This is a genomic window from Pararhizobium arenae (genome assembly GCF_001931685.1).
Taxonomy (GTDB): Bacteria; Pseudomonadota; Alphaproteobacteria; order Rhizobiales; family Rhizobiaceae; genus Pararhizobium; species Pararhizobium arenae.
Genome location: NZ_MOOY01000005.1, coordinates 182,440 through 203,508, shown reverse-complemented (window position 1 = coordinate 203,508; position 21,069 = coordinate 182,440). Strand labels below are relative to the sequence as shown.

Here is a 21,069-nt window from a genome sequence, read left to right as displayed (position 1 = left end):
GACCCAGTGGAAACCGTGTCCGACCATCCTTCCAAAAGGTTCACCATGCCGCGCCGTTTTCTGATGGCGCTGATGTTTTTCCTGCTTGCCGGAGGCGTGCCTCTCCTGATGCCGCAAGAGGCCCATGCCGAGTTCCGCGTCTGCAACGGTACCCAGAATCTGGTCGGCGTCGCCATCGGGTATCGCGCCAAGGAAGGCTGGATCACGGAAGGCTGGTGGCAGGTTCCGGCAACGACCTGCGCGACGCTGATCGAAGGCGAACTGCAATCGCGCTATTATTATCTTTATGCGGAAGATGCGGCCCGTGGCGGCCGCTGGACAGGCGACATTAATATGTGTGTCGCAGAAAACGAGTTCAAGATAACCGGCGTGCAGGACTGCTTCGCACGCGGCTTCCAGCGCATGGGATTCAAGGAATACGACACGGGTCGTCAGGGAAGCTGGATGGTTCAGCTTTCCGATACCCCCGGCACACAAGAGAGCCCAAATTGATGAGACGGAACAGAAAAGCCAAAATCCTCGCCACGCTCGGCCCCGCCTCGGGCGAAGAGGAGATGATCCAGAAGCTTCATGAAGCAGGGGCCGATCTTTTCCGCATCAACATGAGCCACGCCAGCCACGACCTGATGCGCACGCTGATCAAGCGCATCCGCAACGTCGAGGCGCGCTGCGGCCGGCCGATCGGCATTCTCGCCGACCTGCAGGGTCCAAAGCTGCGTGTCGGCAAGTTCGCGGAAGGTAAGGTCGATCTGGTTCCCGGCCAGACCTTTACGCTCGACAACAACGAAGCGCTGGGTGACAACACCCGCGTCTACCTGCCGCATCCGGAAATTCTGGAAGCCGTGAAGGCCGGCCACCGCCTGCTGATCGACGACGGCAAGCTGCATCTCGAGGCCGTCAGCTCCGATGGCAAGAAGATCGTCTGCAAGGTCATTTCCGGCACGAAGATTTCCGACCGCAAGGGCGTCAGTCTGCCGGATACGCTGCTTGGCGTCGGCGCGCTGACGGAAAAGGACCGGGCCGACCTTGATGCGGTTCTGGAAACCGACGAAGTCGACTGGGTGGCCCTCTCCTTCATCCAGCGCCCGGAAGACCTTTCCGAAGTGCGCAAGGTTTCGCGCGGCCGCGTCGGCCTGATGTCGAAGATCGAAAAGCCGCAGGCGATCGAACGGATCGACGAGATCATCGAGCTTTCCGACGCACTGATGGTGGCGCGCGGCGACCTTGGTGTCGAAATGCCGCTGGAAGCCGTTCCCGGCCTGCAGAAGCAGCTGATCCGCGCATGTCGCCGCGCCGGCAAGCCGGTTGTCGTTGCAACCCAGATGCTGGAATCGATGATCTCCGCCCCGGTTCCGACCCGTGCGGAAGTCTCCGACGTCGCAACGGCCGTGTTCGAAGGTGCGGATGCCGTGATGCTCTCGGCCGAATCCGCTTCCGGTGACTATCCGGTCGAGTCCGTTGCGACCATGGCGTCCATCGCCAGCAAGGTCGAGCGCGATCCGCATTACTCCGGCATCATCTATGCCCAGCGCACCCCGCCGGAAGCGACCGGCGCCGACGCCATTTCGCTCGCAGCCCACCAGATCGCCGAAACGCTGAAGCTTTCGGCCATCGTCTGCTACACCTCGTCCGGCACCACCGGCCTGCGCACTGCGCGTGAACGTCCGCAGGTGCCGATCCTCGCCCTGTCGCCCGTCATCCAGACCGCACGCCGCCTGTCGGTGGTCTGGGGCCTGCACTGCGTCGTCACGGGCGACGCGACCGACCTCGATGACATGGTCAACCGCGCCTGCCGCATCGTCGCTGCCGAAGGGTTCGGCAAACCGGGCGATCGTGTGATCATCTCGGCCGGTGTGCCGCTCGGAACGCCTGGCGCGACCAACATGCTGCGTATCGCCTATATCGGCTCTGATGGCCTGAGCGGCATCTGATTGCGGCTCATGGAATGACGAGGCCGGCCGCTGTCGAAGCGGCCGGCTTTTTATTGACCGTCGCCGGCGATCCGCGCCTCCACCGCGCGGGTGGCCGCATCGAGATCGCGCGGCTTTCCAGCGAGCGTCTCGATGGCCGCGACCGCAAGATCGGTCGCCACATAGTCGGGCTTGTGGCCAAGATTATGCACGGTGATCAAGCGCGATCCGGCGATCGCCTCGTGAAGCTGCTTCGAGTGGATATGGGCGTAGACGACGCCGTCGCGATCGCCGGTCAGGATGATCGTTGGCGCCTCGATCTCCCGATAACGCGGCGCAACGCGCGTCACGTAGTCGAACAGATTGGCGACATCGGTGGCGTTGTTGCGAAACGCGGCCGGGCGCAGGGCGAGAAACGTATTCGTCTCCTCGATATAATCGGCAGGAACCTCATTGGGTGCGAAGACGGACCCGACGCCTTTTTCTAGCAGCAGACTTCCGACCGGCGCGGCGATGAGCCTTGAGAACCACCAGCCGACGAACGGCATCCGCGTGATGCCGTAGTACCAGTCGAGGCCCCCTGGCCATGGGTGTGTCGCCGGGGCGAGAAAGAGCATCGCCTCTACCTTTTCAGGATGATAAAGTGCGAAACTGGCCGCGATCGCGCCGCCGAAGGAGTGGCTGACGATGATCGCTTTCCCGATGCCGCGCTTTTCCATGAGCGTCGCAATGGCGCGCGCCTGCCCGTCCGGAAAGGCATTTTCCGGCCCTCCCCGCTCGGAGTAACCCAGACCGGGCCGATCGAGAAACAACATCTCCGCCCGGCCGGAAAGGGGTTCTAAAAACGCATGAAGCGGATCCAGCAAACTGCCGCTGGCGCCATGGATGAAAACGATGGGCGGCAGATCGGCGGTGGCGGGACGGGGCACATGAACGCTGTTCATGCGGAAACCGCCCACATCGATCAGCTCGCCCTCATTCTTCCGGCGTCCCTCGAAGAGACCGGACTGGTAGGCGCTGTATCCATAGCCCGTGGCGATGACGAGAAGAGCGAGAGAAGACAAAAGCAGCATCAGACGCGCCAGAAGACGAAGCACCATTGCGAATATGTTGGAATGACCGGGCGTCTCAACGATGTCAGGTCCGGTTGCCGGCAAGCTTTTCCTCGATCTCGCCGAACTGCTCCTGCGCCTTGCGATCGGCCGGGTACACCGTCAGAAACTCCTCCCAGGCCCGCAGGGCCAGTTCATCCTTGCCTGCGGCGGAAAGAATTGCCGCCATGCCCGCCAAAGCACCGAAATGGCGCGGCTCCAGCGCCAGTACATGGTTGATATCCGACATCGACTTGCGATAGTTGCCCATCTGATAGTGCAGCGTGGCCCGCTGGTTCCAGCCTTCCACGTAATCGGGGGCGAGCGCGATCGCCTGATCGTAAAGATCGAGCGCGACCGACCGCTTGTTGGTTTCGGTCGCCTTCGCCGCCCATTGCATCAGCAGATTGACGGAGGCGCTGCCGGAATCCTGCCACTCCGTACGGATGCGGTCGGCGACATCCTTTGCTTTGTCCGAATCGCCGGTTTTCTTCAACTCGGAGAAAAGCGTATCGAGGCGCTGCTTCTGTGTGGGCAGCTCCGCAGATGCGGCTGCGGGCGTTGTCGCCGTATCGGCAGCGCGCGCGGCAGGAAGGGTCGGCGCGACAAGAACGGCGAGAACGAGGAAGAGATATGAAGACATGCTTTTAGCCATGACGAAAGGGTATCGCGCCATGACCGAAGTTCAAATCAAATTTATGGTATCAACAAACGAATAAGGCGCCGGGATCGGCAAAGATGCCCCGCGCCTGTCCGCATGCCCGCTCGTTCCGCCGGAGATACCTCCGGCAGGAAACATCAATCAGCCCTGACGAGCCTTAAAGCGCGGGTTCAGCTTGTTGATGATGTAGATACGGCCCTTGCGGCGAACCAGACGGTTTTCGCGGTGACGAGCCTTCAGCGACTTGAGCGAATTTTTGATCTTCATTTTTCTGATCCGCAGTTTCGGGGGAACACGTTCCCGGGTCTTTAACAATCAAAAGCGCACCGACAGGCCGATAAGGACGGGTGCGCTCTTAGGTTGGCAGGCAAGTAACCCGAGGGCGGAAAATTGTCAACCGCGATGAGCCGGTTTTCATCTGTTCGACCGGCTTTTCTGTGGCTTTCAGGCTCTCGTGAGCCAGGTGACATGGCCCATTTTGCGGCCAGGACGGGCTTCGTTCTTGCCATAGAGATGGACAAGCGTCGACGGTTTTGCCAGCCATTCCGGCACATCGTCGATATCGTCGCCGATCAGGTTTTGCATCACGCAATCGGAGTGGCGCGCGCCATCCGACAGTGAAAGGCCGGCAACGGCGCGGATATGCTGTTCGAATTGCGAGACCACGCAGGCCGCTTCCGTCCAGTGGCCGGAATTGTGCACGCGCGGAGCGATCTCGTTGGCGATCAGCCCACCGTCTGCCGTCACAAAGAACTCGACGCCGATGACGCCGACATAATCCAACGCCTCAAGAATCGCCTTGGCGGCTGCCTTCGCAGCGGTTCCCGTTTCTCCGGAAATGGCGGCTGGAACCGTCGACGTGTGGAGAATGCCGTTGCGATGAACATTTTCGGCCGGATCGAAACAGGCAATGGCCCCATCCTGGCCGCGGGCGGCAATGACCGAGATTTCGCGCACGAAGGGCACGAAGCTTTCGAGAATCATCGGTACGCCCCCGAGTGCGGCGAAGGCACCGGCGGGGCTATCGCCGTTGAAGACGCGCTGGCCCTTGCCGTCATAGCCGAGACGCCGGGTTTTCAGGACGCCCTTGCCGCCGAAATCGGCAAGCCCGGCATCGAGATCGGCCTGGCTGTCGATGACGTGGAACTTTGCCGTCTCGATGCCGCTCTCGTTGAGAAAGCGCTTTTCCGTCACCCGGTCCTGCGCGACTTCCAGCGCCTTCGGTGGCGGATAAACCGGCTTTGAACGAGCAAGAAGCGTTGCGGCGGCAACCGGCACGTTTTCGAATTCATAGGTGATGATGTCGCAAGCGCCCGCAAGCTGCGCGAGCGCGGCCTCATCGTCATAGGCGGCAACGATCTGGTCGTTTGCCACCTGCGCCGCCGGGCAATCCGCCTGCGGCTCGAGGATCACGGTGCGAAAATTGAGACGCGCGGCGGCCATGGCCAGCATGCGGCCGAGCTGGCCGCCACCGATGATGCCGATGGTCTTCATGCCTGATCGACCGGATATTCGGCGACCGATGCCGACTGCGCCTCGCGCCAGTCGTCAAGCCGACCGGCAAGCTCCGGATCGTAGAGCGCAAGAACGGCAGCAGCGAGCAGCGCGGCATTGACGGCGCCGGCGCGGCCGATGGCCAGCGTGCCGACGGGAATGCCGGCCGGCATCTGCACGATGGACAGCAGGCTGTCCTGACCGGAAAGCGCCTTGGACTGGACGGGCACACCGAAGACCGGCAGCGGGGTCATGGCAGCCGCCATGCCCGGCAGATGAGCGGCACCGCCGGCGCCGGCGATGATGACCTTGAACCCCTCGTCGCGCGCGCCCTTTGCAAAGCTCACGAGCCGGTCCGGCGTCCGATGGGCGGACACGATGCGCGCCTCATAGGCGATGTCCAGCGCATCAAGCGTATCGGCGGCGTTCTTCATGGTTTCCCAGTCGGACTGGCTGCCCATGATGATGGCGACGGGCGGGGTCGCGTCTTTGGTCAAGGCGTCGATTCCTCAGGCAATGATATCGGGGATGATCTGGTCTTCCATCTTGGAGATCTTGTCCTTGATGACCAGCTTCTTCTTCTTCATCCGCTGGATGCGAAGCGCATCGCAGCCGGTCTGAATCATGGCGTTGATCGCCACGTCATAATCTTCATGCTCCTGCCTCAGCCGTGCTACGCCCAGTCTGAGTTCGGCCTGATCCTGATCTGGCATTCACTTGTCCCCGTCGGCGACTGCGGTGGCGGTTTGTCCGCCACTCGCGTCAATTTTCGTCGCTCTAGCACAAAATGGTCGGTAACGGGAAGTTATCCTTCGTCACGATTTCGCCTTCGACAAATGAAAAATAGCATGGCACACTTCGCGTGTTAAACCTGGAACACCCGGCTCTCAAAAGATCGGGTGCAAGCTAACGGAAGGGACTGCCACATGACCATTGAGGCTCATCTTGCAACGCTTGAGAAAAAACATGGCGCACTGGAGCAGGAGCTCCACTCAGCGCTCATTCAGCCCTCCACGAGGGACCAGGACATTGCCGATATCAAGCGGCGCAAGTTGCGCTTGAAGGATGAGATTGAGAAGCTGCGTAGCTCGTCCCATTAACCGATCTGAGATTAACGAAAAGACGCCGCCCGGAGCCCTCGCTTCGGGCGGTTTGCGTTTTCAGGACCAGAACTGGTCGAGCCACAGATTGACCCGGTCGAAGCCCGGCCGGTTGATGGCATAGATGCGCTTGGTACCGCTGGCCGACACCGATACGAGATTGGAATCCAGCAATGCTTTCAGATGCTGGGACACTGCCGGGCGGCTGATCGGCAACCCCTCCGCAAGTTCATTGACGGTTCGCGGTGCACGCCGGAGCTCCTCCAGCAGATGCCGCCGGTTTGGATCGGAAATTGCATCGAAGGGATCAGCGTTTGACATGAGGGAAAGCTAAGTGAAATCCGGAAATCCGGCAAGCAAATTGTGCGTTGCAAGGTCATAATTTCGCAATCGCAGCAATTCATGAAGGCGCATATTTTTCAAGGCGCGGCTGGGACGTGGCGCGCTGGGCGTCAGCTTCCGGCAAACAGCGCCTGCACGCCGTCATAAACAAGCTTCGTGCCCGCGAGAAAGGCCATCGTGTACATGAAAGGGTAGAAAACCTGCGGTCGCATGCGCTTGACCATCCATGCTCCGGCAACCGTCGCCAGCATGGCCGGCGGAAACAGGGTGACGGATGTCTTCAGGTTGCTGAAATCAAGCTGTCCCAGGGCGAAATACGGGACGAGCTTCACCACGTTCAGGATGGCAAAGAAGCGGACGATCGTTCCCGTGTATTCCTTCGGCGGCAACTGCAGCGGCAGGGTATAGATCTGGAAAGGCGGCCCGCCGGCATGGGCGACGAAACTGCCGTAGCCGGCAAATGCGCCGAGGATCGTGGCCGGCCCTTTTCTCTGGGGCTTCGCGGCAATGACCACGCCGCGCCGCGCGCGCCAGAGATTGTAGGCATAGCGCAACACGAAGAGAACAACGATGACGCCGATAATCAGGCGCAGCGCGTCGCGCTGGACATAGGCGGCCGTTGCCCAGCCTACGACGATGCCGAGCATCGCGCCCGGCAGGAGGATGCGCAGCGTCTTGCCGTCGCCGTGCTGACGCCACATCCACAAAGACACGAGATCCATGGCAATGAGGATCGGCAGGAGCAGGGCCGCGGCCTCGACCGGCGGTACGACAAGCGACATCAGCGGCACGCCCATCAGCGACAACGCCTCCCCCATGCCGCCTTTTGCGAAGCCAACCAGAAGAACCGCGGGGATGGCGATCATATAGAAATCGAAATCGGGAAGCATGCGTGTCAGTTGATCCTTTTGCCCGCTCGGTCTATCGCTTTTCCAAAATGAAATCGAGTAGGGCCCGCGATCTGCGTCCCCTCAAGGAGCAGATACCATGAGCAATTCAGACAACCGCTGCCGGCTTGTTCTCATCGCGCCGGATATGGCCGACGCAAAGGACTGCGCTGTCATCATCGGAGACGCGTTGCGCGGCGGCGATGTCGCCTCCGTCATCCTGCCGCAATACGGTCTGGACGAGAACGCCTTCCAGAAGCACGCGGAAGCGCTCGTTCCGGTCATCCAGAGCGCCGGCGCAGCAGCGCTCATTGCCGGCGACAGCCGCGTGGCCGGCCGGGCGAAGGCCGACGGCCTGCATGTGACCGGCAATGCCGAAACACTGGCCGAGGCGGTTGAAAAATTCACCCCGAAGCTGATCGTCGGCGGCGGTAATGCTGCCGATCGCCACCACGCACTGGAAATGGGCGAGGTGCGCCCCGACTATATCTTCTTCGGCAAGCTGGATGGCGACATCAAGCCGGAAGCGCATCCGAAGAACCTCGCGCTCGGCGAATGGTGGGCGTCCATGGTGGAAATTCCGGCCATCGTCATGGGCGGCACGGATCCTGCCTCAGCCCTTGCCGTGGCCGAAACCGGTGCGGAATTCGTCGCCCTGCGGCTTGCCGTGTTCGGCGAGCCCGGACAGGCCGCTTCCATCGTTTCGCAGGTGAATGCGCTTCTTGACGAAAAAGCGCCACGGTTTGAAGATTAAGACCATTCCATGTCAAACCGTCCCCACCTGATCGCCGGTGTGCTCTGCCTCAGCCTGACCCTTGGTTCGGCCATCGGCATGCATTCTACAGCTTCCGCTCAGGAAGACCTGCCGGGCGTCGATCAGGACATCGACGAAGGCCCGGCTGCGAAGCGCGGGCGCATCACGCCGTTCAACGGTGCGGCCCTGCCGGAAAACGAAGTGCCGCCGCTCCAGCCTCCGATCGCCGCAAAGAAGGTCGAGACGAAAGCCGAAAAGCCGGTCGCCCCTTCCGCCGGCGTCGGTGTCTTCGACCGCATGGGGGCAATGCTGCCGGCCTTGCCGGCCGAAAAGCCGTTCGACGGCAAGCCGGACGATGCCTACGGCGCCTTCCAGCGCGGCTATTATCTGACGGCACTCGAGATCGCCCTGCCCAAGGCGCAGCTTGGGGACGCCGCAGCTCAGACGCTGGTTGCCGAAATCTTCTCGCAAGGGCTGGGTGTCGCCAAAAACACCAAGGATGCTGCCTTCTGGTATGAGCAGGCCGCCAATGCCGGCAATCCCTCGGCGATGTTCAAATACGCGCTGATCCTGATGGAGGGCCGCGACGTTCCGCGCGATCGCAAACGCTCCGAAGAACTGATGAAGAAGGCTGCCGATGCGGGAAATGCCCTGGCGCAGTTCAACTATGGCCAGATCCTCGTTGCCGACAATCCCGGGCCGAAGGGCTTGAAGGCCGCCCAGCCCTATTACGAAAAATCCGCCGAGCAGGGCATTGCCGATGCGCAGTATGCGCTGTCGCAGATCTACTTCAATGTCGATGGCATCGAGGAAAGCAAGCGCGAAACGGCCCGCCAGTGGCTGGCGCGCGCCGCAATGGCCGGCTACGACACCGCCCAGCTCGATCTGGCCATCTGGCTCGTCGACGGCATCGGCGGCGATCGCAACCTCGAAGAGGGCTTCAAGTGGATGCGCCGCGCCGCCGAGCGCGGCAATGTCGTGGCGCAGAACAAGCTGTCCCATCTCTATATCAATGCCATCGGCACGCGGCCGAACCCGGTCGAGGCGGCCAAGTGGTATGTTCTGTCGCGACGTGCCGGCCTCACCGATCCGGCCCTTGAGGATTTTTATCTAGGACTCGAGGAAGCCCAGCAGAAAGCAGCCCTCGATGCTGCCAACAAACATCGCGCCTCTTGAGCTTTCGCCTGCTTTTTCATCGCAAGGCTTGAAGTTTCACCGCTTTTGTGGTCTTGAAGCGCCCGGTCGGCTGATCACGGGTCAGCCAACCGGCAATGCTGTGGACCTCGGGTCATGAACCTTCGACGGTCCGGCGACGCCTGATACCTCCAGATGACGTCATCCGAGGTTGATATCCCGACGTAAGATTAAGGCGAGTATGCCCGCATCGACTTGCGATGGGGCGCTCAAAGAGTATGTTTTCTGCCGGTCGTTTGCGCGGCCGGCATTTCCGTTCCGAAGGAAGCCAAGATGGCCCGTTCTGCTCTTCTCAATGTCATGGTTCAGGCCGCATTCAAGGCCGGCAAGGGTCTGGCCCGCGATTTCGGCGAGGTGCAGAACCTGCAGGTTTCGCTGAAAGGACCGGGCGATTATGTCTCGCAGGCTGACCGCAAGGCCGAAAAGCTGATCCGCGAAGAGCTTTTGAAGGCCCGCCCGACCTATGGCTTCCTCGGCGAGGAAAGCGATGAGATCATCGGCACCGACGGCGCCCATCGCTGGATCGTCGATCCGCTCGACGGTACCACCAACTTCCTGCACGGCATTCCGCATTTCGCCATTTCGATCGCGCTGGAGCGGCAGGGCGAAATCGTTGCCGCCGTCATTCTGAACCCGGCGACCGACGAACTCTTCACCGCCGAGCGCGGCGGCGGCGCCTTCCTCAATGATCGCCGCCTGCGTGTGGCCGCCCGCAAGAACCTGTCGGATGCGGTCATCGGCACCGGCACGCCGCATCTCGGCCACAGCAACCACGGCACCTATCTCGTCGAGCTGCGCCACGTCATGGGCGAAGTTGCCGGCGTTCGCCGCATGGGCTCGGCCGCACTTGATCTCGCCTATGTCGCCGCCGGACGATTCGACGGTTTCTGGGAACGCGATCTCTACCCCTGGGACCTCGCAGCCGGCATTCTTCTGATCCGCGAAGCCGGCGGCTGGGTCGCCGATATCGACGGCGGCAACAAGCCCATGGAAGACGGATCTATCGTGGCCGGCAACGAATACATCCGCAAAGCCCTGCACGACGTGCTGCACCGCCCTGTCCCGGGCAAGTAAGACCTGTGCCACGGCGGTGCAAACTGGCGTGATAGCTCTTCAATTCGGCACAAAGTTACTCTAGTCTCCGGCCACATCGGAACGCGCCGCTTTCGGCGGGCGTTACGGTGCAGTGCAAAAGCGGAGACTGAAGCCTCATGGCGAAAGTGGAACTGTCGGGTTGGGATGCGGCCAGCGACCTGGGTGATGGTTACAATCCCCACAAACTGACCAGTCCCATGATCTTCTTCTGGATCATGGTGATTTTCCTGATCATCGTCGGCTTCGTCGGCGCCATCCTTTTCAGGCAGGCCCATACGGCCTTCATGAGCAATCCCGGCCTTAACGGCCTGATTCTCGGCGTCTTGCTGATCGGCATCATGCTGGTTTTCAACCATGTGCTGGGTCTTCGTCCGGAAGTCCGCTGGTTCAACTCGTTTCGTGCGGCAGGCAGCGCAGACAAGGTGGGCCGGGATCCGGTTCTTCTTGCCCCGATGCGGTCCCTCATCGGCAAGCGTCACTCCATGGCGATCTCGACCACGGCACTGCGCTCGATCCTCGATTCGATTGCGACCCGTCTCGACGAATCCCGCGACACCTCGCGCTATCTGATCGGCCTCCTTGTCTTTCTCGGTCTTCTCGGAACGTTCTGGGGCCTGCTCGGCACGATCGGTTCCATCAACACGGTGATCCAGTCGCTGGATGCCGGCTCCGGCAGCACGGACGATGTGCTCTCTGCCCTGAAGACCGGACTTTCGGCTCCGCTTTCCGGGATGGGGACGGCTTTTTCCACCTCGCTGTTCGGTCTGTCCGGATCGCTGATCCTCGGCTTTCTCGACCTGCAGGCCGGTCGCGCGCAGAACCGTTTCTACACGGAGCTTGAAAACTGGCTCTCCTCCGTCACCGACGTTTCATCGGATCTTGCGATCGTTTCGGACAACCCGGCAGTCGCGCCGACCGAGGAACTGCGCGCCCTGACGGAGCAACTTGCCCGTCTCAACCAGGACGGCGGCATGAGCCAGCGCACGACGGCGGCCATGGCAAGCCTTGCCGAAGGCATCCAGGGTCTCGTCAAGAACATGCGTGGCGAGCAGCAGATGCTACGCGACTGGATCGAGGCGCAGCAGGAAGAGGCGAAATCCATGCGCAAGACGCTGGACAAACTCGCCGCCCGCATCGGGGAGAAGCCCTCCCAAGGAGAGCGCGCCAGCCACGGCCGCGCCATACGCGACGAAGCGGGAGAATAACCCATGGCTCTGGCGCGCAAGGGCCGAAGCCAGCGCACGGTCGATTACTGGCCCGGTTTCGTCGATGCCCTCTCCACCCTGCTTCTGGCGATCATGTTTTTGCTGTCGGTGTTCGTGCTGGCGCAATTCCTGCTGAGCCGCGAAATCAGCGGCAAGGACGACGTTCTGAACCGGCTGAACAGCCAGATCAACGAGCTGACCCAACTGCTTGCGCTTGAACAGAGCGGCAAGCAGGATCTGGAGGATTCGCTCGCCAACCTGCAGGCATCGCTGGCGACCTCCGAGGGCGAACGGTCTCGCCTTCAGGCATTGCTGGACCAGGGCGCCGGGAGCTCCGACGCCGCCAACCAGCGGATCGGCGACCTTTCCGGGCAACTGGATGCCGAAAAGCAGGTCAGCGCCCGGGCTATGAGCCAGATCGACCTGCTGAACCAGCAGATCGCGGCGCTCAGGAGCCAGATCGCAGCGATCGAGAATGCCCTGCAGGCTGCCGAGGCGAAGGATACGGCCTCCCAGACCAAGATCGCGGATCTTGGCCGCCGGCTCAACGTGGCGCTTGCCCAAAGGGTTCAGGAGCTGAACCGCTACCGTTCGGACTTCTTCGGCCGTCTCAGGGAAATCCTCTCGGATCGCGAGAATATCCGCATCGTCGGTGACCGCTTCGTGTTCCAGTCGGAAGTTCTGTTTCCCTCCGGCGGCAACGAGCTCAATCCGGCGGGTCAGGAGGAAATGGCCAAACTTGCCGCCGCCCTGCTCGATCTCGCCAAGGAAATCCCCTCCGAGATCAACTGGGTGCTGCGGGTTGATGGCCATACCGACAACGTGCCGTTGTCGGGCTCCGGTCGCTATGCGGACAACTGGGAGCTTTCCTCGGCCCGCGCAACTTCGGTGGTCAAGTTCCTGATCTCCAGGGGAGTACCAGCCGACAGGCTGGTGGCCGCAGGCTTTGGTGAATTCCAGCCGATTGCCGAGGGAGACAGCAAGGAAGCGCGTGACCAGAACCGACGCATCGAGCTGAAGCTGACGGAAAAGTAAACAGTTTGACTTCTCCCCGCAGGCGGGAAGCGGGGATCACACCATCCGCCTGCCCTTCCCTGTTGCATTACCTTTACGTCCGCGTAAGCTCACGATCGGAGTTTCGGGAGGGAAAACATGGATTGCGAAGTCCTTGTCATCGGTGCGGGGCTTGCGGGCCTTGTCGCCGCGACGGAAGCCGCGGAACGTGGCCGCAGCGTCATCGTTGTGGACCAGGAAGGCGAGCAAAATCTGGGCGGGCAGGCCTTCTGGTCGCTGGGCGGCCTGTTCTTCGTCGATAGCCCCGAACAGCGCCGCATGCGCATCCGTGACAGCCTTTCCCTTGCCAGACAGGACTGGATAGGCTCCTCCGGCTTCGACCGCCCGGAAGACCATTGGCCACGGCTCTGGGCGGAAGCCTACCTCGATTTTGCCGCCGGCGAAAAGCGCGCCTGGCTTCATGGGCTGGGCATGCGCTGGTTTCCGGTTGTGGGTTGGGCCGAGCGTGGCGGCGGGCTTGCGCATGGGCATGGCAACTCCGTGCCGCGCTTCCACGTCACATGGGGTACCGGACCGGCCGTGCTGGAACCGTTCATTCGCAGGGCAAGGGCGGCGGAAGAAAAAGGGCTGCTGCGTTTTCGTTTCCGCCACCGCGTCGATGAACTGATCGTGCTCAACGAGGCGGTCTGCGGCGCTGCGGGCGCGATCCTCAAGGACGATCCTGTGTCGAGGGGCCAGAAGAGCAGCCGCGACGTGACCGGTGATTTCGAAATCAGCGCCGGCGCCGTTATCGTCACCTCCGGCGGCATTGGCGGCGATCACGAACGCGTACGCCGCGCCTGGCCGGTCAAGCGGCTGGGCCCTCCCCCGCAATCAATGGTGAGCGGCGTTCCCCACCATGTCGACGGCCGCATGCTGGACATTGCCAGCCGCGCCCGCGGCTCGATCATCAACAGCGACCGGATGTGGCATTATACAGAGGGCCTGAAGAACTTCGCGCCGATCTGGCCGGATCACGGCATCCGCATTCTTCCCGGGCCCTCTTCTTTCTGGTGCGATGCCAACGGCAACCGTTTTTCCGCGCCGGCCATGCCCGGCTTCGATACGCTCGGAACGCTCGCCGCCATCCGCCGCACCGGTCACGAATACAGCTGGTTCATCCTCACGAAAGCGATCATCAAGAAGGAATTCGCCCTTTCCGGTTCGGAGCAGAACCCGGATATCACGGGCAAGAACATTCCGCTGCTCCTGAAACGTCTCGGGAAAAACCCGCCCGGCCCGGTTCAGGCCTTCATGGACAAGGGCGAGGATTTCATTGTCCGCGATAGGCTTGAGGATCTGGTGAGCGCGATGAACACGCTGACCGGCGAGGCCCGTATCTCCGAAGGAAACCTGCGCTGGCAGATCGAAGCCCGCGACCGGGAAATCGAAAACGCCTATTCCAAGGATGCACAGGTGACGGCCATCCGCGGGGCACGCAACTACCTCGGCGACCGGTTGATGCGCACGGCCAAGCCGCATCGGCTGCTGGACCCGAACGCGGGACCGCTCATCGCTGTCAGGCTGCATATCCTGACGCGCAAGACGCTCGGTGGTCTCCAGACCGATCTTTCAGGCCGCGTTCTCGAACTTTCCGGCAAACCGGTGGAAGGGCTCTACGCCGCCGGCGAAGTCGCGGGCTTCGGGGGTGGCGGCATGCACGGATACAATGCGCTGGAAGGCACGTTTCTCGGAGGCTGCATCTTCTCCGGTCGCGTGGCGGGCCGGAGCGTCTGAGACCATCGGAAGATCTCAGCTTCCGACGACGCGCAGCTCTTCGGCAGCATGATCGAACTGCAGGCGCGCGAGCTTGGCATAAAGACCGCCCTGCCGAACGAGGGAGGCATGGTTGCCCTCCTCGACAATCCGCCCCTGATCCATGACGAGGATGCGGTCCGCCTTCAGCACGGTTGCCAGGCGATGGGCGATGACGAGCGTCGTACGACCCTGCATCAGGTCGTCGAGTGCCTTCTGAACCAGCACTTCGCTCTCCGCATCGAGCGCGGAGGTTGCCTCGTCGAGCAGCAGGATCGGCGCGTTCTTGAGGATCGCGCGGGCAATGGCGATACGCTGACGCTGACCGCCCGAAAGCGTGATGCCGCGTTCGCCGACCTGGGTGTCGTAGCCTTCGGGGAGCCTTGAGATGAACTCGTCGGCCTGTGCCGCGGTCGCGGCTGCGCGAACGGCTTCGCGCGTCGCATTCGGCAGGCCAAAGGCGATATTGTCGTGCACCGACGTCGCGAAGATGGTCACATCCTGCGGAACGATGGCGATACGCTGGCGCAGCGCATCCGGATCGACCGAACGCGCATCCACCCCATCGACGGACACCGTTCCTCTGACCGGATCGTAGAAGCGCAGGAGCAGCGAGAAAACCGTGCTCTTGCCGGCGCCGGACGGGCCGACGATGGCAACGGTCTCGCCGGGTTTGACGGAGAAGTTGAGGCCCTTCAAGCTTTTTTCATCCGGGCGAGCGGGATAGGCGAAGTAAACGTTATCGAAGACGACCCGACCTTCCGCCGGGACAGGAAGCGGCACGGGATCGACCGGAGCGGCGATTTCAGGCTTCTCCGCCAGAAGCTCGCTCAAGCGTTCGGCCGCGCCCGCGGCCTGCGAAAGCTCGCCCCAGACTTCAGACAGCGAGCCGAGACTGCCGGCGGCAAAGACCGAATACAGCAGGAACTGGCTGAGCGTGCCGGGCGATGTGGTGCCCGCGAGCACATCCTGCGCACCGAACCAGAGTACGGCGACGACGCTGCCGAAGATCATGGTGATCGCAAAGGCCGTCAGAACGGAGCGTGCCTTTACGGCAGCGCGTGCCGCATCATACGCGTTTTCGACGGCGGCGGCATAACGGGACTGCGCGGCGTATTCGCCATTGAAGGCCTGCACCGTGCGGTTGGCGGAAATGGCCTCGCTGGCATAGGCCGAGGCTGCGGCCAACGTATCCTGCGCTTCGCGCGAGCGACGGCGCACCGACCGGCCGAAGGCAACGAGCGGGAAGACGATGAGCGGGATTGCCGCGAGCACAAGGCTTGAAAGCTTGGGGCTGGTGTAGACCATCATGGCGATGGCCCCGAGACAGAGGATCAGGTTTCGAAGCGCGACCGACGCGGTCGCGCCAACGGCCGACTTCAGCTGCGTCGTGTCGGCCGTCAGCCGCGAGACGATCTCTCCCGACTGGTTGACGTCAAAAAACGAGGCGGAAAGCTTGGTGACATGGGCGAAAACATCACGCCGCAGATCGGCGACGATGCGCTCCCCGATGGTGATGACGAAATAATACCGTGTGGCGCTCGCCAGCGCGAGCACGACCGCAAGCGCCATCAGCATGCCGAAATAGGTGTTGATGAATCCGGAATCCGATGTCGAGAACCCGTGATCGATCATGCGCCGGACGGCCATCGGCAAGGTCAGAGTGGTCGCGGCTGCAACAACAAGCGAAACCAGTGCTCCGATCACCAGAAGACGGTATCGCCTGATGTAGGGGAGAAGTTGTCCGAGGGGACGCAGCGACGTTCTTCTTGTCGCCGGGGATACCTCGTGTGCCACATGACCTCCAATTGCGGAAGAAGCGGCGAAACTCGCATGAACCTTCTTCGGCGGTACTTGTTATCCGGGAGACCATCATGTATAGGCACGGCATCAAATTGGGAAGCCGTAGCCCGCAATCGGTCTGCGGCTTCATTTACGTGTTCGGTCCGCCTGCCGCAATGCCTTGCGACAATTGGACCCTGGAACTTGCAGGAAGATTGTTATGAAGGCTGATATCCATCCCGCTTACCACACCATCAAGGTCGTGATGACTGATGGTACCGAATACGAAACCCGCTCGACCTGGGGCTCGGAAGGCGCGACCATGAACCTCGAAATCGACCCGAAGTCGCATCCGGCCTGGACCGGCGGCAACCAGCAGCTCATGGACCGCGGCGGCCGCGTTTCCAAGTTCAAGAAGCGCTTCGAAGGCCTCGGCCTCTAAGATTTCGCATTTCTGCTTCGGCAGCATGCGTCCGAAAGCCCGGCATCGTCCGGGCTTTTTCCGTTGCGGCCCCATTTTGCGCACACTCCACTGGTCTCTTTCATACCGCTAAACCATATCGTAATCCGTCGGACGCAAAGTTCCCGCATGCTCCGCGCCAACCAGACGGAAAACGATGACAGCCATCCTCCACCCGACAGCCGACAATCCCATTCCCCCGGGCAAAGTGCATGGACACACCGTCAGCTTTTTCGAAGGCGCGGACGGCCGCAAGATCCGCTATGCGATCTTCCGCTCGGATGCAGCCGTTGCCAAGGGAACGGTCGTCGTGCTGCAGGGACGCAATGAATCGATCGAGAAGTATTTCGAAACGATCGGCGAATTTCTGGAGCGCGGGCTTTGGGTCGCCACCTTCGACTGGCGTGGACAGGGCGGATCGGATCGCATCCATAAAGTCACGCGCCGCGGCCATGTGCGCCGCTTCTCGGACTATGAGCGGGACCTGTCGCTGTTTCTCGAAAAGATCGTGCTGCCCGACACCCGCCTGCCCTTTTTCATGGTCGCTCACTCCATGGGCGCGCTCGTGGCGCTCTCGCAGGCGCCTTATCTCGCCAGCCGCATCGACCGGCTCGCCGTTCTCGCACCCTTCGTGGAACTTGGTGGCCAGGCGATAGGACATCGCAAGATCGGCATGCTGGCCGCCATCGCCACGTGGTTCGGCTTCGGCTTCCTGCCGCTGACGCGCGACAAGGGCTCTCTGCCCTTCTCGCGCAATCTTCTGACCCATGATCCGGCTCGCTTCGCCCGCAACACGGGCATTACCGAAGCGCAGGCAGCCCTTGCGCTCGGGCCTCCGTCCGCACGCTGGCTGCATGAAACCTTCAAGGCCATTCGCCGCATCACGCGCCAGGAGCATCTGACGCAAATCCGCGTTCCGACGATCCTGCTTGCGCCGACCCAGGATCGGCTGGTTCCCTACAGGGCCATGGAAGCCCTTGCGCGCAATTTCCGCGCGGGGCACCTGATACCCATCGATGGCGCCCGCCACGAATTGCTCCATGAAAGCGACCTCTACCGGGCGCAGGCGATTGCCGCCATCGAAGCCTTCATTCCAGGCAACGCCGCCGACCTGAATGAGGACATCGCCGCACAAGGCACGATGGAGGCAACCGCCGAGCAATGACGCGCGGCCGCACCCTCAGCTGTTGAGAAAAGCCAGAGTTTTTTCGTGAAGCGTGGGATCGCCGGCGGCGAGGATCTCGCCCCCCATCTCCGCCGGGCCGCCATCCCAGTTTGTGATGACACCGCCGGCCTGCTCGATCAGGGGGATAAGGCCTGCGACATCATACGGCTTGAGCCCCGCCTCGATGACCAGATCGACATGCCCACCGGCCAGCAGCGCGAAAGCATAACAATCGCATCCGTAGCGCGACAGGCGAACCTTGCTTTCGACCGTTTCGAAACGACGCTTCAGATCACCGGGATAGAGATGCGGCGATGTCGTAAACATGATGGCATCGGAGATATCGGCGCAGGTCCGCGTGGCGAGGGTCTTTTCCCCTTCCGGCCCGCGATACATGGTGCGCGCACCGTCGGCGAAATAACGCTCGCCGGTAAAAGGCTGGTCCATCAGGCCCATGATCGCCTCGCCGTTCCGGTAAAGACCGACCAGGGTTCCCCACACCGGCAGGCCGGAAATGAAGGCGCGCGTGCCATCGATGGGATCGATGACCCAGACGAATTCCCGATCGAGGCCGACGCTGCCATGCTCCTCGCCGAGGATGCCATGGCCCGGAAACTCCCGCTCGATGAGGGCGCGGATTGCCGTTTCGGCCGCCTGATCTCCCTCCGTCACCGGATCGAAACTGGCGGCTTCCTTGTTGGCAACGCTGATGCCGGTGCGAAACCGCGGCAGGGTTTCCGCGCGGGCTGCATCGGCGAGGCGGTCGAAGAACTCACGATCTGGCAGCATGGGAAACCTCACAGACTGGAAAACACGCCGTCTCGGCGGCGGAAATGGGCGGAAAACAACGGCCGGTTCGTGTTTAGAGGAGTTTTTTCAAAAAAAGAAGAGGAACGAAAATTTGCGAAAATGAACGCGTTTTTTGCGAACCTTCGCTCATTCCCGGCTGGAATCCTTGAAAGCGCATTCAAAACTTCAAGAATCTGTCACGAATCGCCCAATTTTCCCTCAAAATCAGGAGGGATCGCTTTTGCGCAGCGCAGCATTGTGGCCGAAAAGCGGCTTGACAATTGTGCGATGCAATATTAACTTTTTCGTACAGTCACTTGTGGCTGTAAATACCCTCCTTGGGTGTTTCCTCCCTAGACTTCAACCGCGCCCCGTGCGCGGTTTTTTTTGCTTCGAAAAAGCAAGAATAGCCGGGAGACGGGAGGAATTTTACTCGGCGGCAAGCGCCGTGCCGTCGGCATATTTTTCGACATACAGCGCGAAGGCCGCCAGGAAGCTGTAAAGTGCTTCGGCAAACAGCGAAAACTGCGGCTTCTTCTCCAACGTCGCCTCATCGACATAGAGTGAGCGGTTGATCTCGATCTGCAGCGCATGCAGCCCGCGTGCGGGGCGGCCATAATGCTCGGTGATGAAGCCGCCGGCATAGGGCTTGTTACGCGAGACGGAGAAACCAAGCTCTTCAAGCAGGCTGACGGCCGCCTGGCAGATATCGGCGGAGACGCTTGTTCCGTAGCGATCGCCAATGATGAAATCCGGCCGCTGGCCGCTGCCGGCCAAGCGGATATTGCCGGGCATCGAGTGGCAATCGACCAGAACCGAAAGACCGAACTCGACATGGGTGCGGGCGATCAGCTTGCGCAGGCAGGCATGATACGGCTTGTAGATGCTTTCCACACGATCGAGCGCCTGTTCCACTGGCAGCCGCGTCTTGTAGATATCCATGTTTTCTGCAACGAGACGCGGGATCGTGCCGAGACCGCCGGCAACCCGCATCGAGCCGATATTGGCATAAGGCGGCAACTGTCCGTCGAACATCCTTGGATCAAGCTCGTAGGGCTCGCGGTTGACGTCGAGAAAGGCGCGCGGAAAGTGCGCCAGCAGCAGCGGCGCGCCGAGATCGGTCACGCAACCGAACAATTCGTCCACATAGTGATCTTCGGAACGGCGGATTGCCATGGCATCGAGCCGTGACTGTTCCAGAAAGGCACGACTGTAGCGGCGCCCGCTATGCGGCGAATTGAAAACGAAGGGGATACGCTGGGTTTGCGGCTCGCGAACCTCGAACAGATCGATGTCGCCGTCGTGCTCGCTCATGGGAGCCCTTTTACCATGTCATCATGTTGCAGTTTCATGTATGTTGCCAGCAGACGGCAACTGTGTCCATAGTTGCGCCTTGCCGGTTGCGCGAGGCTTGACGCCTGCTCTTCACCGGATATTTACCCAACAGCGGTTTCATGGTGCAACCGCGCATCCTGATATCTCGACGCTACAAGCAACGGCTTAATTACATGAATCCCAAAATCCTTCTCGCCGAAGACGACAACGACATGCGCCGCTTTCTGGTCAAGGCCCTCGAAAAGGCCGGCTACAAGGTGCAGTCCTTCGACAATGGCGCCAGCGCCTACGACCGTCTGCGCGAAGAGCCCTTCTCGCTGCTGCTGACCGACATCGTCATGCCCGAAATGGACGGCATCGAACTGGCGCGCCGCGCCACCGAACTCGACCCGGACCTGAAGGTGATGTTCATCACCGGCTTTGCCGCTGTTGCGCTCAACCCCGATTCGAAGGCCCCGAAGGACGCCAAGGTCCTCTCCAAGCCCTTCCACCTTCGCGACCTCGTCGATGAAGTGAACAAGATGCTGGCGGCCTGAGCCTGTAAAACAAGGGCTCGCGAAGACTTCGAAATTTCCTGTCAAAAAGCGCAACAAAGCCTATTGACGCCGGAAAGGGTTTTGTGGTCTATGCGCCGACATCGGATGGGCGTGTAGCTCAGCGGGAGAGCACTACGTTGACATCGTAGGGGTCACAGGTTCAATCCCTGTCACGCCCACCATCCAGTTTATAAGGCCTTTCGAGTGATCGAGAGGCCTTTTTGATGTGTGGAGATCAGAAGCGTCACCCTATCAATTGAACGCTACCCTGCCGCTTTCCAAATCAGTGCTCCCGAATAAAAAAGCCCCTCTTCCGTGGCTTGAAGAGGGGGCTTTGATAAAGGTCTTGGTACTGAAATAAGCCAGCCTAGCAAAGTGTCTGGCCGCATGACTGAAACCGAATTCAGCTTTTCCCGCATCCCCCAAATGGGGGTAAGCGACATGATTTTGCCTCAAATCAG

The 21,069-nt window shown here is 61.2% G+C and carries 23 protein-coding genes and 1 tRNA gene; 13 read left to right on the top strand and 11 right to left on the bottom strand.

Translation table 11 applies throughout. The features are described 5' to 3' along the window. Positions 1-63: 63 nt before the first annotated feature. Positions 64-492, top strand: coding sequence for a DUF1036 domain-containing protein (locus BLX89_RS12710; RefSeq protein WP_143523622.1), 429 nt, complete (start codon positions 64-66; stop codon positions 490-492). Further along, complete coding sequence (gene pyk / locus BLX89_RS12705) at positions 492-1,931, top strand: pyruvate kinase (protein WP_075291282.1); 1,440 nt, start codon at positions 492-494, stop codon at positions 1,929-1,931. The genes BLX89_RS12710 and pyk overlap by 1 nt, the downstream gene beginning before the upstream one ends. Before the next feature lie 50 nt (positions 1,932-1,981). On the opposite strand, the gene BLX89_RS12700 is transcribed toward pyk, so the two are convergent. The 6 genes from BLX89_RS12700 to BLX89_RS12675 form a co-directional block, all read right to left on the bottom strand. Next, positions 1,982-3,010, bottom strand: coding sequence for an alpha/beta fold hydrolase (locus BLX89_RS12700; protein ID WP_245292820.1), 1,029 nt, complete (start codon positions 3,008-3,010; stop codon positions 1,982-1,984). A gap of 37 nt (positions 3,011-3,047) precedes the next feature. Continuing rightward, complete coding sequence (locus BLX89_RS12695; RefSeq protein ID WP_143523605.1) at positions 3,048-3,644, bottom strand: tetratricopeptide repeat protein; 597 nt, start codon at positions 3,642-3,644, stop codon at positions 3,048-3,050. Positions 3,645-3,803: 159 nt separating this feature from the next. Next, positions 3,804-3,929, bottom strand: a complete 126-nt coding sequence (gene ykgO, locus BLX89_RS12690; RefSeq protein ID WP_018327898.1) for a type B 50S ribosomal protein L36 — start codon at positions 3,927-3,929, stop codon at positions 3,804-3,806. 177 nt (positions 3,930-4,106) lie between these two features. Beyond that, the gene (locus tag BLX89_RS12685) at positions 4,107-5,156 is read right to left on the bottom strand and encodes a 5-(carboxyamino)imidazole ribonucleotide synthase (protein WP_075291281.1); all 1,050 of its coding nucleotides are present in this window, start codon (positions 5,154-5,156) and stop codon (positions 4,107-4,109) included. Next, positions 5,153-5,617: a 5-(carboxyamino)imidazole ribonucleotide mutase gene (gene purE / locus BLX89_RS12680; protein ID WP_075291528.1), complete on the bottom strand. Its 465-nt coding sequence runs from the start codon at positions 5,615-5,617 to the stop codon at positions 5,153-5,155. The genes BLX89_RS12685 and purE overlap by 4 nt, the downstream gene beginning before the upstream one ends. 48 nt (positions 5,618-5,665) lie before the next feature. Then, complete coding sequence (locus BLX89_RS12675) at positions 5,666-5,869, bottom strand: YdcH family protein (protein WP_075291280.1); 204 nt, start codon at positions 5,867-5,869, stop codon at positions 5,666-5,668. Between the two features lie 213 nt (positions 5,870-6,082). Here BLX89_RS12675 and BLX89_RS12670 point away from each other — a divergent pair, with 213 nt between their 5' ends. Beyond that, positions 6,083-6,256: a YdcH family protein gene (locus BLX89_RS12670; RefSeq protein WP_075291279.1), complete on the top strand. Its 174-nt coding sequence runs from the start codon at positions 6,083-6,085 to the stop codon at positions 6,254-6,256. Positions 6,257-6,316: 60 nt separating this feature from the next. On the opposite strand, the gene BLX89_RS12665 is transcribed toward BLX89_RS12670, so the two are convergent. Together BLX89_RS12665 and BLX89_RS12660 are read right to left on the bottom strand one after the other, a co-directional pair. Continuing rightward, positions 6,317-6,577 carry an ArsR/SmtB family transcription factor gene (locus BLX89_RS12665; protein ID WP_075291278.1) on the bottom strand — a complete coding sequence of 87 codons (261 nt, stop codon included), beginning with the start codon at positions 6,575-6,577 and terminating at the stop codon, positions 6,317-6,319. Positions 6,578-6,708: 131 nt separating this feature from the next. Continuing rightward, positions 6,709-7,488, bottom strand: a complete 780-nt coding sequence (locus tag BLX89_RS12660; RefSeq protein WP_075291277.1) for a sulfite exporter TauE/SafE family protein — start codon at positions 7,486-7,488, stop codon at positions 6,709-6,711. A gap of 97 nt (positions 7,489-7,585) precedes the next feature. On the opposite strand from BLX89_RS12660, the gene BLX89_RS12655 reads away from it, so the two are divergent. From BLX89_RS12655 to BLX89_RS12630, 6 genes are all read left to right on the top strand, one after another. Next, positions 7,586-8,239, top strand: a complete 654-nt coding sequence (locus BLX89_RS12655) for a thiamine phosphate synthase (protein ID WP_075291276.1) — start codon at positions 7,586-7,588, stop codon at positions 8,237-8,239. Positions 8,240-8,248: 9 nt separating this feature from the next. Next, positions 8,249-9,415 (top strand): tetratricopeptide repeat protein, encoded by a 1,167-nt coding sequence (locus tag BLX89_RS12650; RefSeq protein ID WP_075291275.1) that lies wholly within the window; start codon positions 8,249-8,251, stop codon positions 9,413-9,415. Positions 9,416-9,706: 291 nt separating this feature from the next. Next, positions 9,707-10,507 carry an inositol monophosphatase family protein gene (locus tag BLX89_RS12645; protein ID WP_075291274.1) on the top strand — a complete coding sequence of 267 codons (801 nt, stop codon included), beginning with the start codon at positions 9,707-9,709 and terminating at the stop codon, positions 10,505-10,507. Positions 10,508-10,644: 137 nt separating this feature from the next. After that, positions 10,645-11,733, top strand: a complete 1,089-nt coding sequence (locus BLX89_RS12640) for a MotA/TolQ/ExbB proton channel family protein (protein ID WP_075291273.1) — start codon at positions 10,645-10,647, stop codon at positions 11,731-11,733. 3 nt (positions 11,734-11,736) lie between these two features. Further along, on the top strand, positions 11,737-12,768 hold the full coding sequence (locus BLX89_RS12635) for a peptidoglycan -binding protein (RefSeq protein ID WP_075291272.1): 1,032 nt from the start codon (positions 11,737-11,739) through the stop codon (positions 12,766-12,768). A 117-nt stretch (positions 12,769-12,885) separates the two neighbouring features. Further along, entirely contained in the window at positions 12,886-14,523 is a 1,638-nt protein-coding gene (locus BLX89_RS12630) for an FAD-binding dehydrogenase (protein ID WP_075291271.1), read from the top strand. A 15-nt stretch (positions 14,524-14,538) separates the two neighbouring features. Here BLX89_RS12630 and BLX89_RS12625 read toward each other — a convergent pair whose 3' ends face one another. Beyond that, positions 14,539-16,338, bottom strand: coding sequence for an ABC transporter transmembrane domain-containing protein (locus BLX89_RS12625; RefSeq protein WP_075291270.1), 1,800 nt, complete (start codon positions 16,336-16,338; stop codon positions 14,539-14,541). 205 nt (positions 16,339-16,543) lie between these two features. Between BLX89_RS12625 and rpmE the strand changes: the two genes are divergently transcribed. Together rpmE and BLX89_RS12615 are read left to right on the top strand one after the other, a co-directional pair. After that, entirely contained in the window at positions 16,544-16,765 is a 222-nt protein-coding gene (gene rpmE, locus BLX89_RS12620; RefSeq protein WP_023516320.1) for a 50S ribosomal protein L31, read from the top strand. Positions 16,766-16,940: 175 nt separating this feature from the next. Then, positions 16,941-17,948: an alpha/beta fold hydrolase gene (locus BLX89_RS12615; RefSeq protein WP_075291269.1), complete on the top strand. Its 1,008-nt coding sequence runs from the start codon at positions 16,941-16,943 to the stop codon at positions 17,946-17,948. A 15-nt stretch (positions 17,949-17,963) separates the two neighbouring features. Here BLX89_RS12615 and hisN read toward each other — a convergent pair whose 3' ends face one another. Then, positions 17,964-18,737: a histidinol-phosphatase gene (gene hisN / locus BLX89_RS12610; RefSeq protein WP_075291268.1), complete on the bottom strand. Its 774-nt coding sequence runs from the start codon at positions 18,735-18,737 to the stop codon at positions 17,964-17,966. Between the two features lie 429 nt (positions 18,738-19,166). After that, positions 19,167-20,051: an N-formylglutamate amidohydrolase gene (locus BLX89_RS12605; protein ID WP_075291267.1), complete on the bottom strand. Its 885-nt coding sequence runs from the start codon at positions 20,049-20,051 to the stop codon at positions 19,167-19,169. 194 nt (positions 20,052-20,245) lie between these two features. Here BLX89_RS12605 and cpdR1 point away from each other — a divergent pair, with 194 nt between their 5' ends. Both cpdR1 and BLX89_RS12595 read left to right on the top strand, forming a co-directional pair. Continuing rightward, positions 20,246-20,608, top strand: a complete 363-nt coding sequence (cpdR1, locus tag BLX89_RS12600; RefSeq protein ID WP_056324737.1) for a response regulator CpdR1 — start codon at positions 20,246-20,248, stop codon at positions 20,606-20,608. 107 nt (positions 20,609-20,715) lie between these two features. Then, positions 20,716-20,790: transfer RNA gene (locus tag BLX89_RS12595), tRNA-Val, on the top strand. The last annotated feature ends 279 nt before the right edge of the window (positions 20,791-21,069 follow it).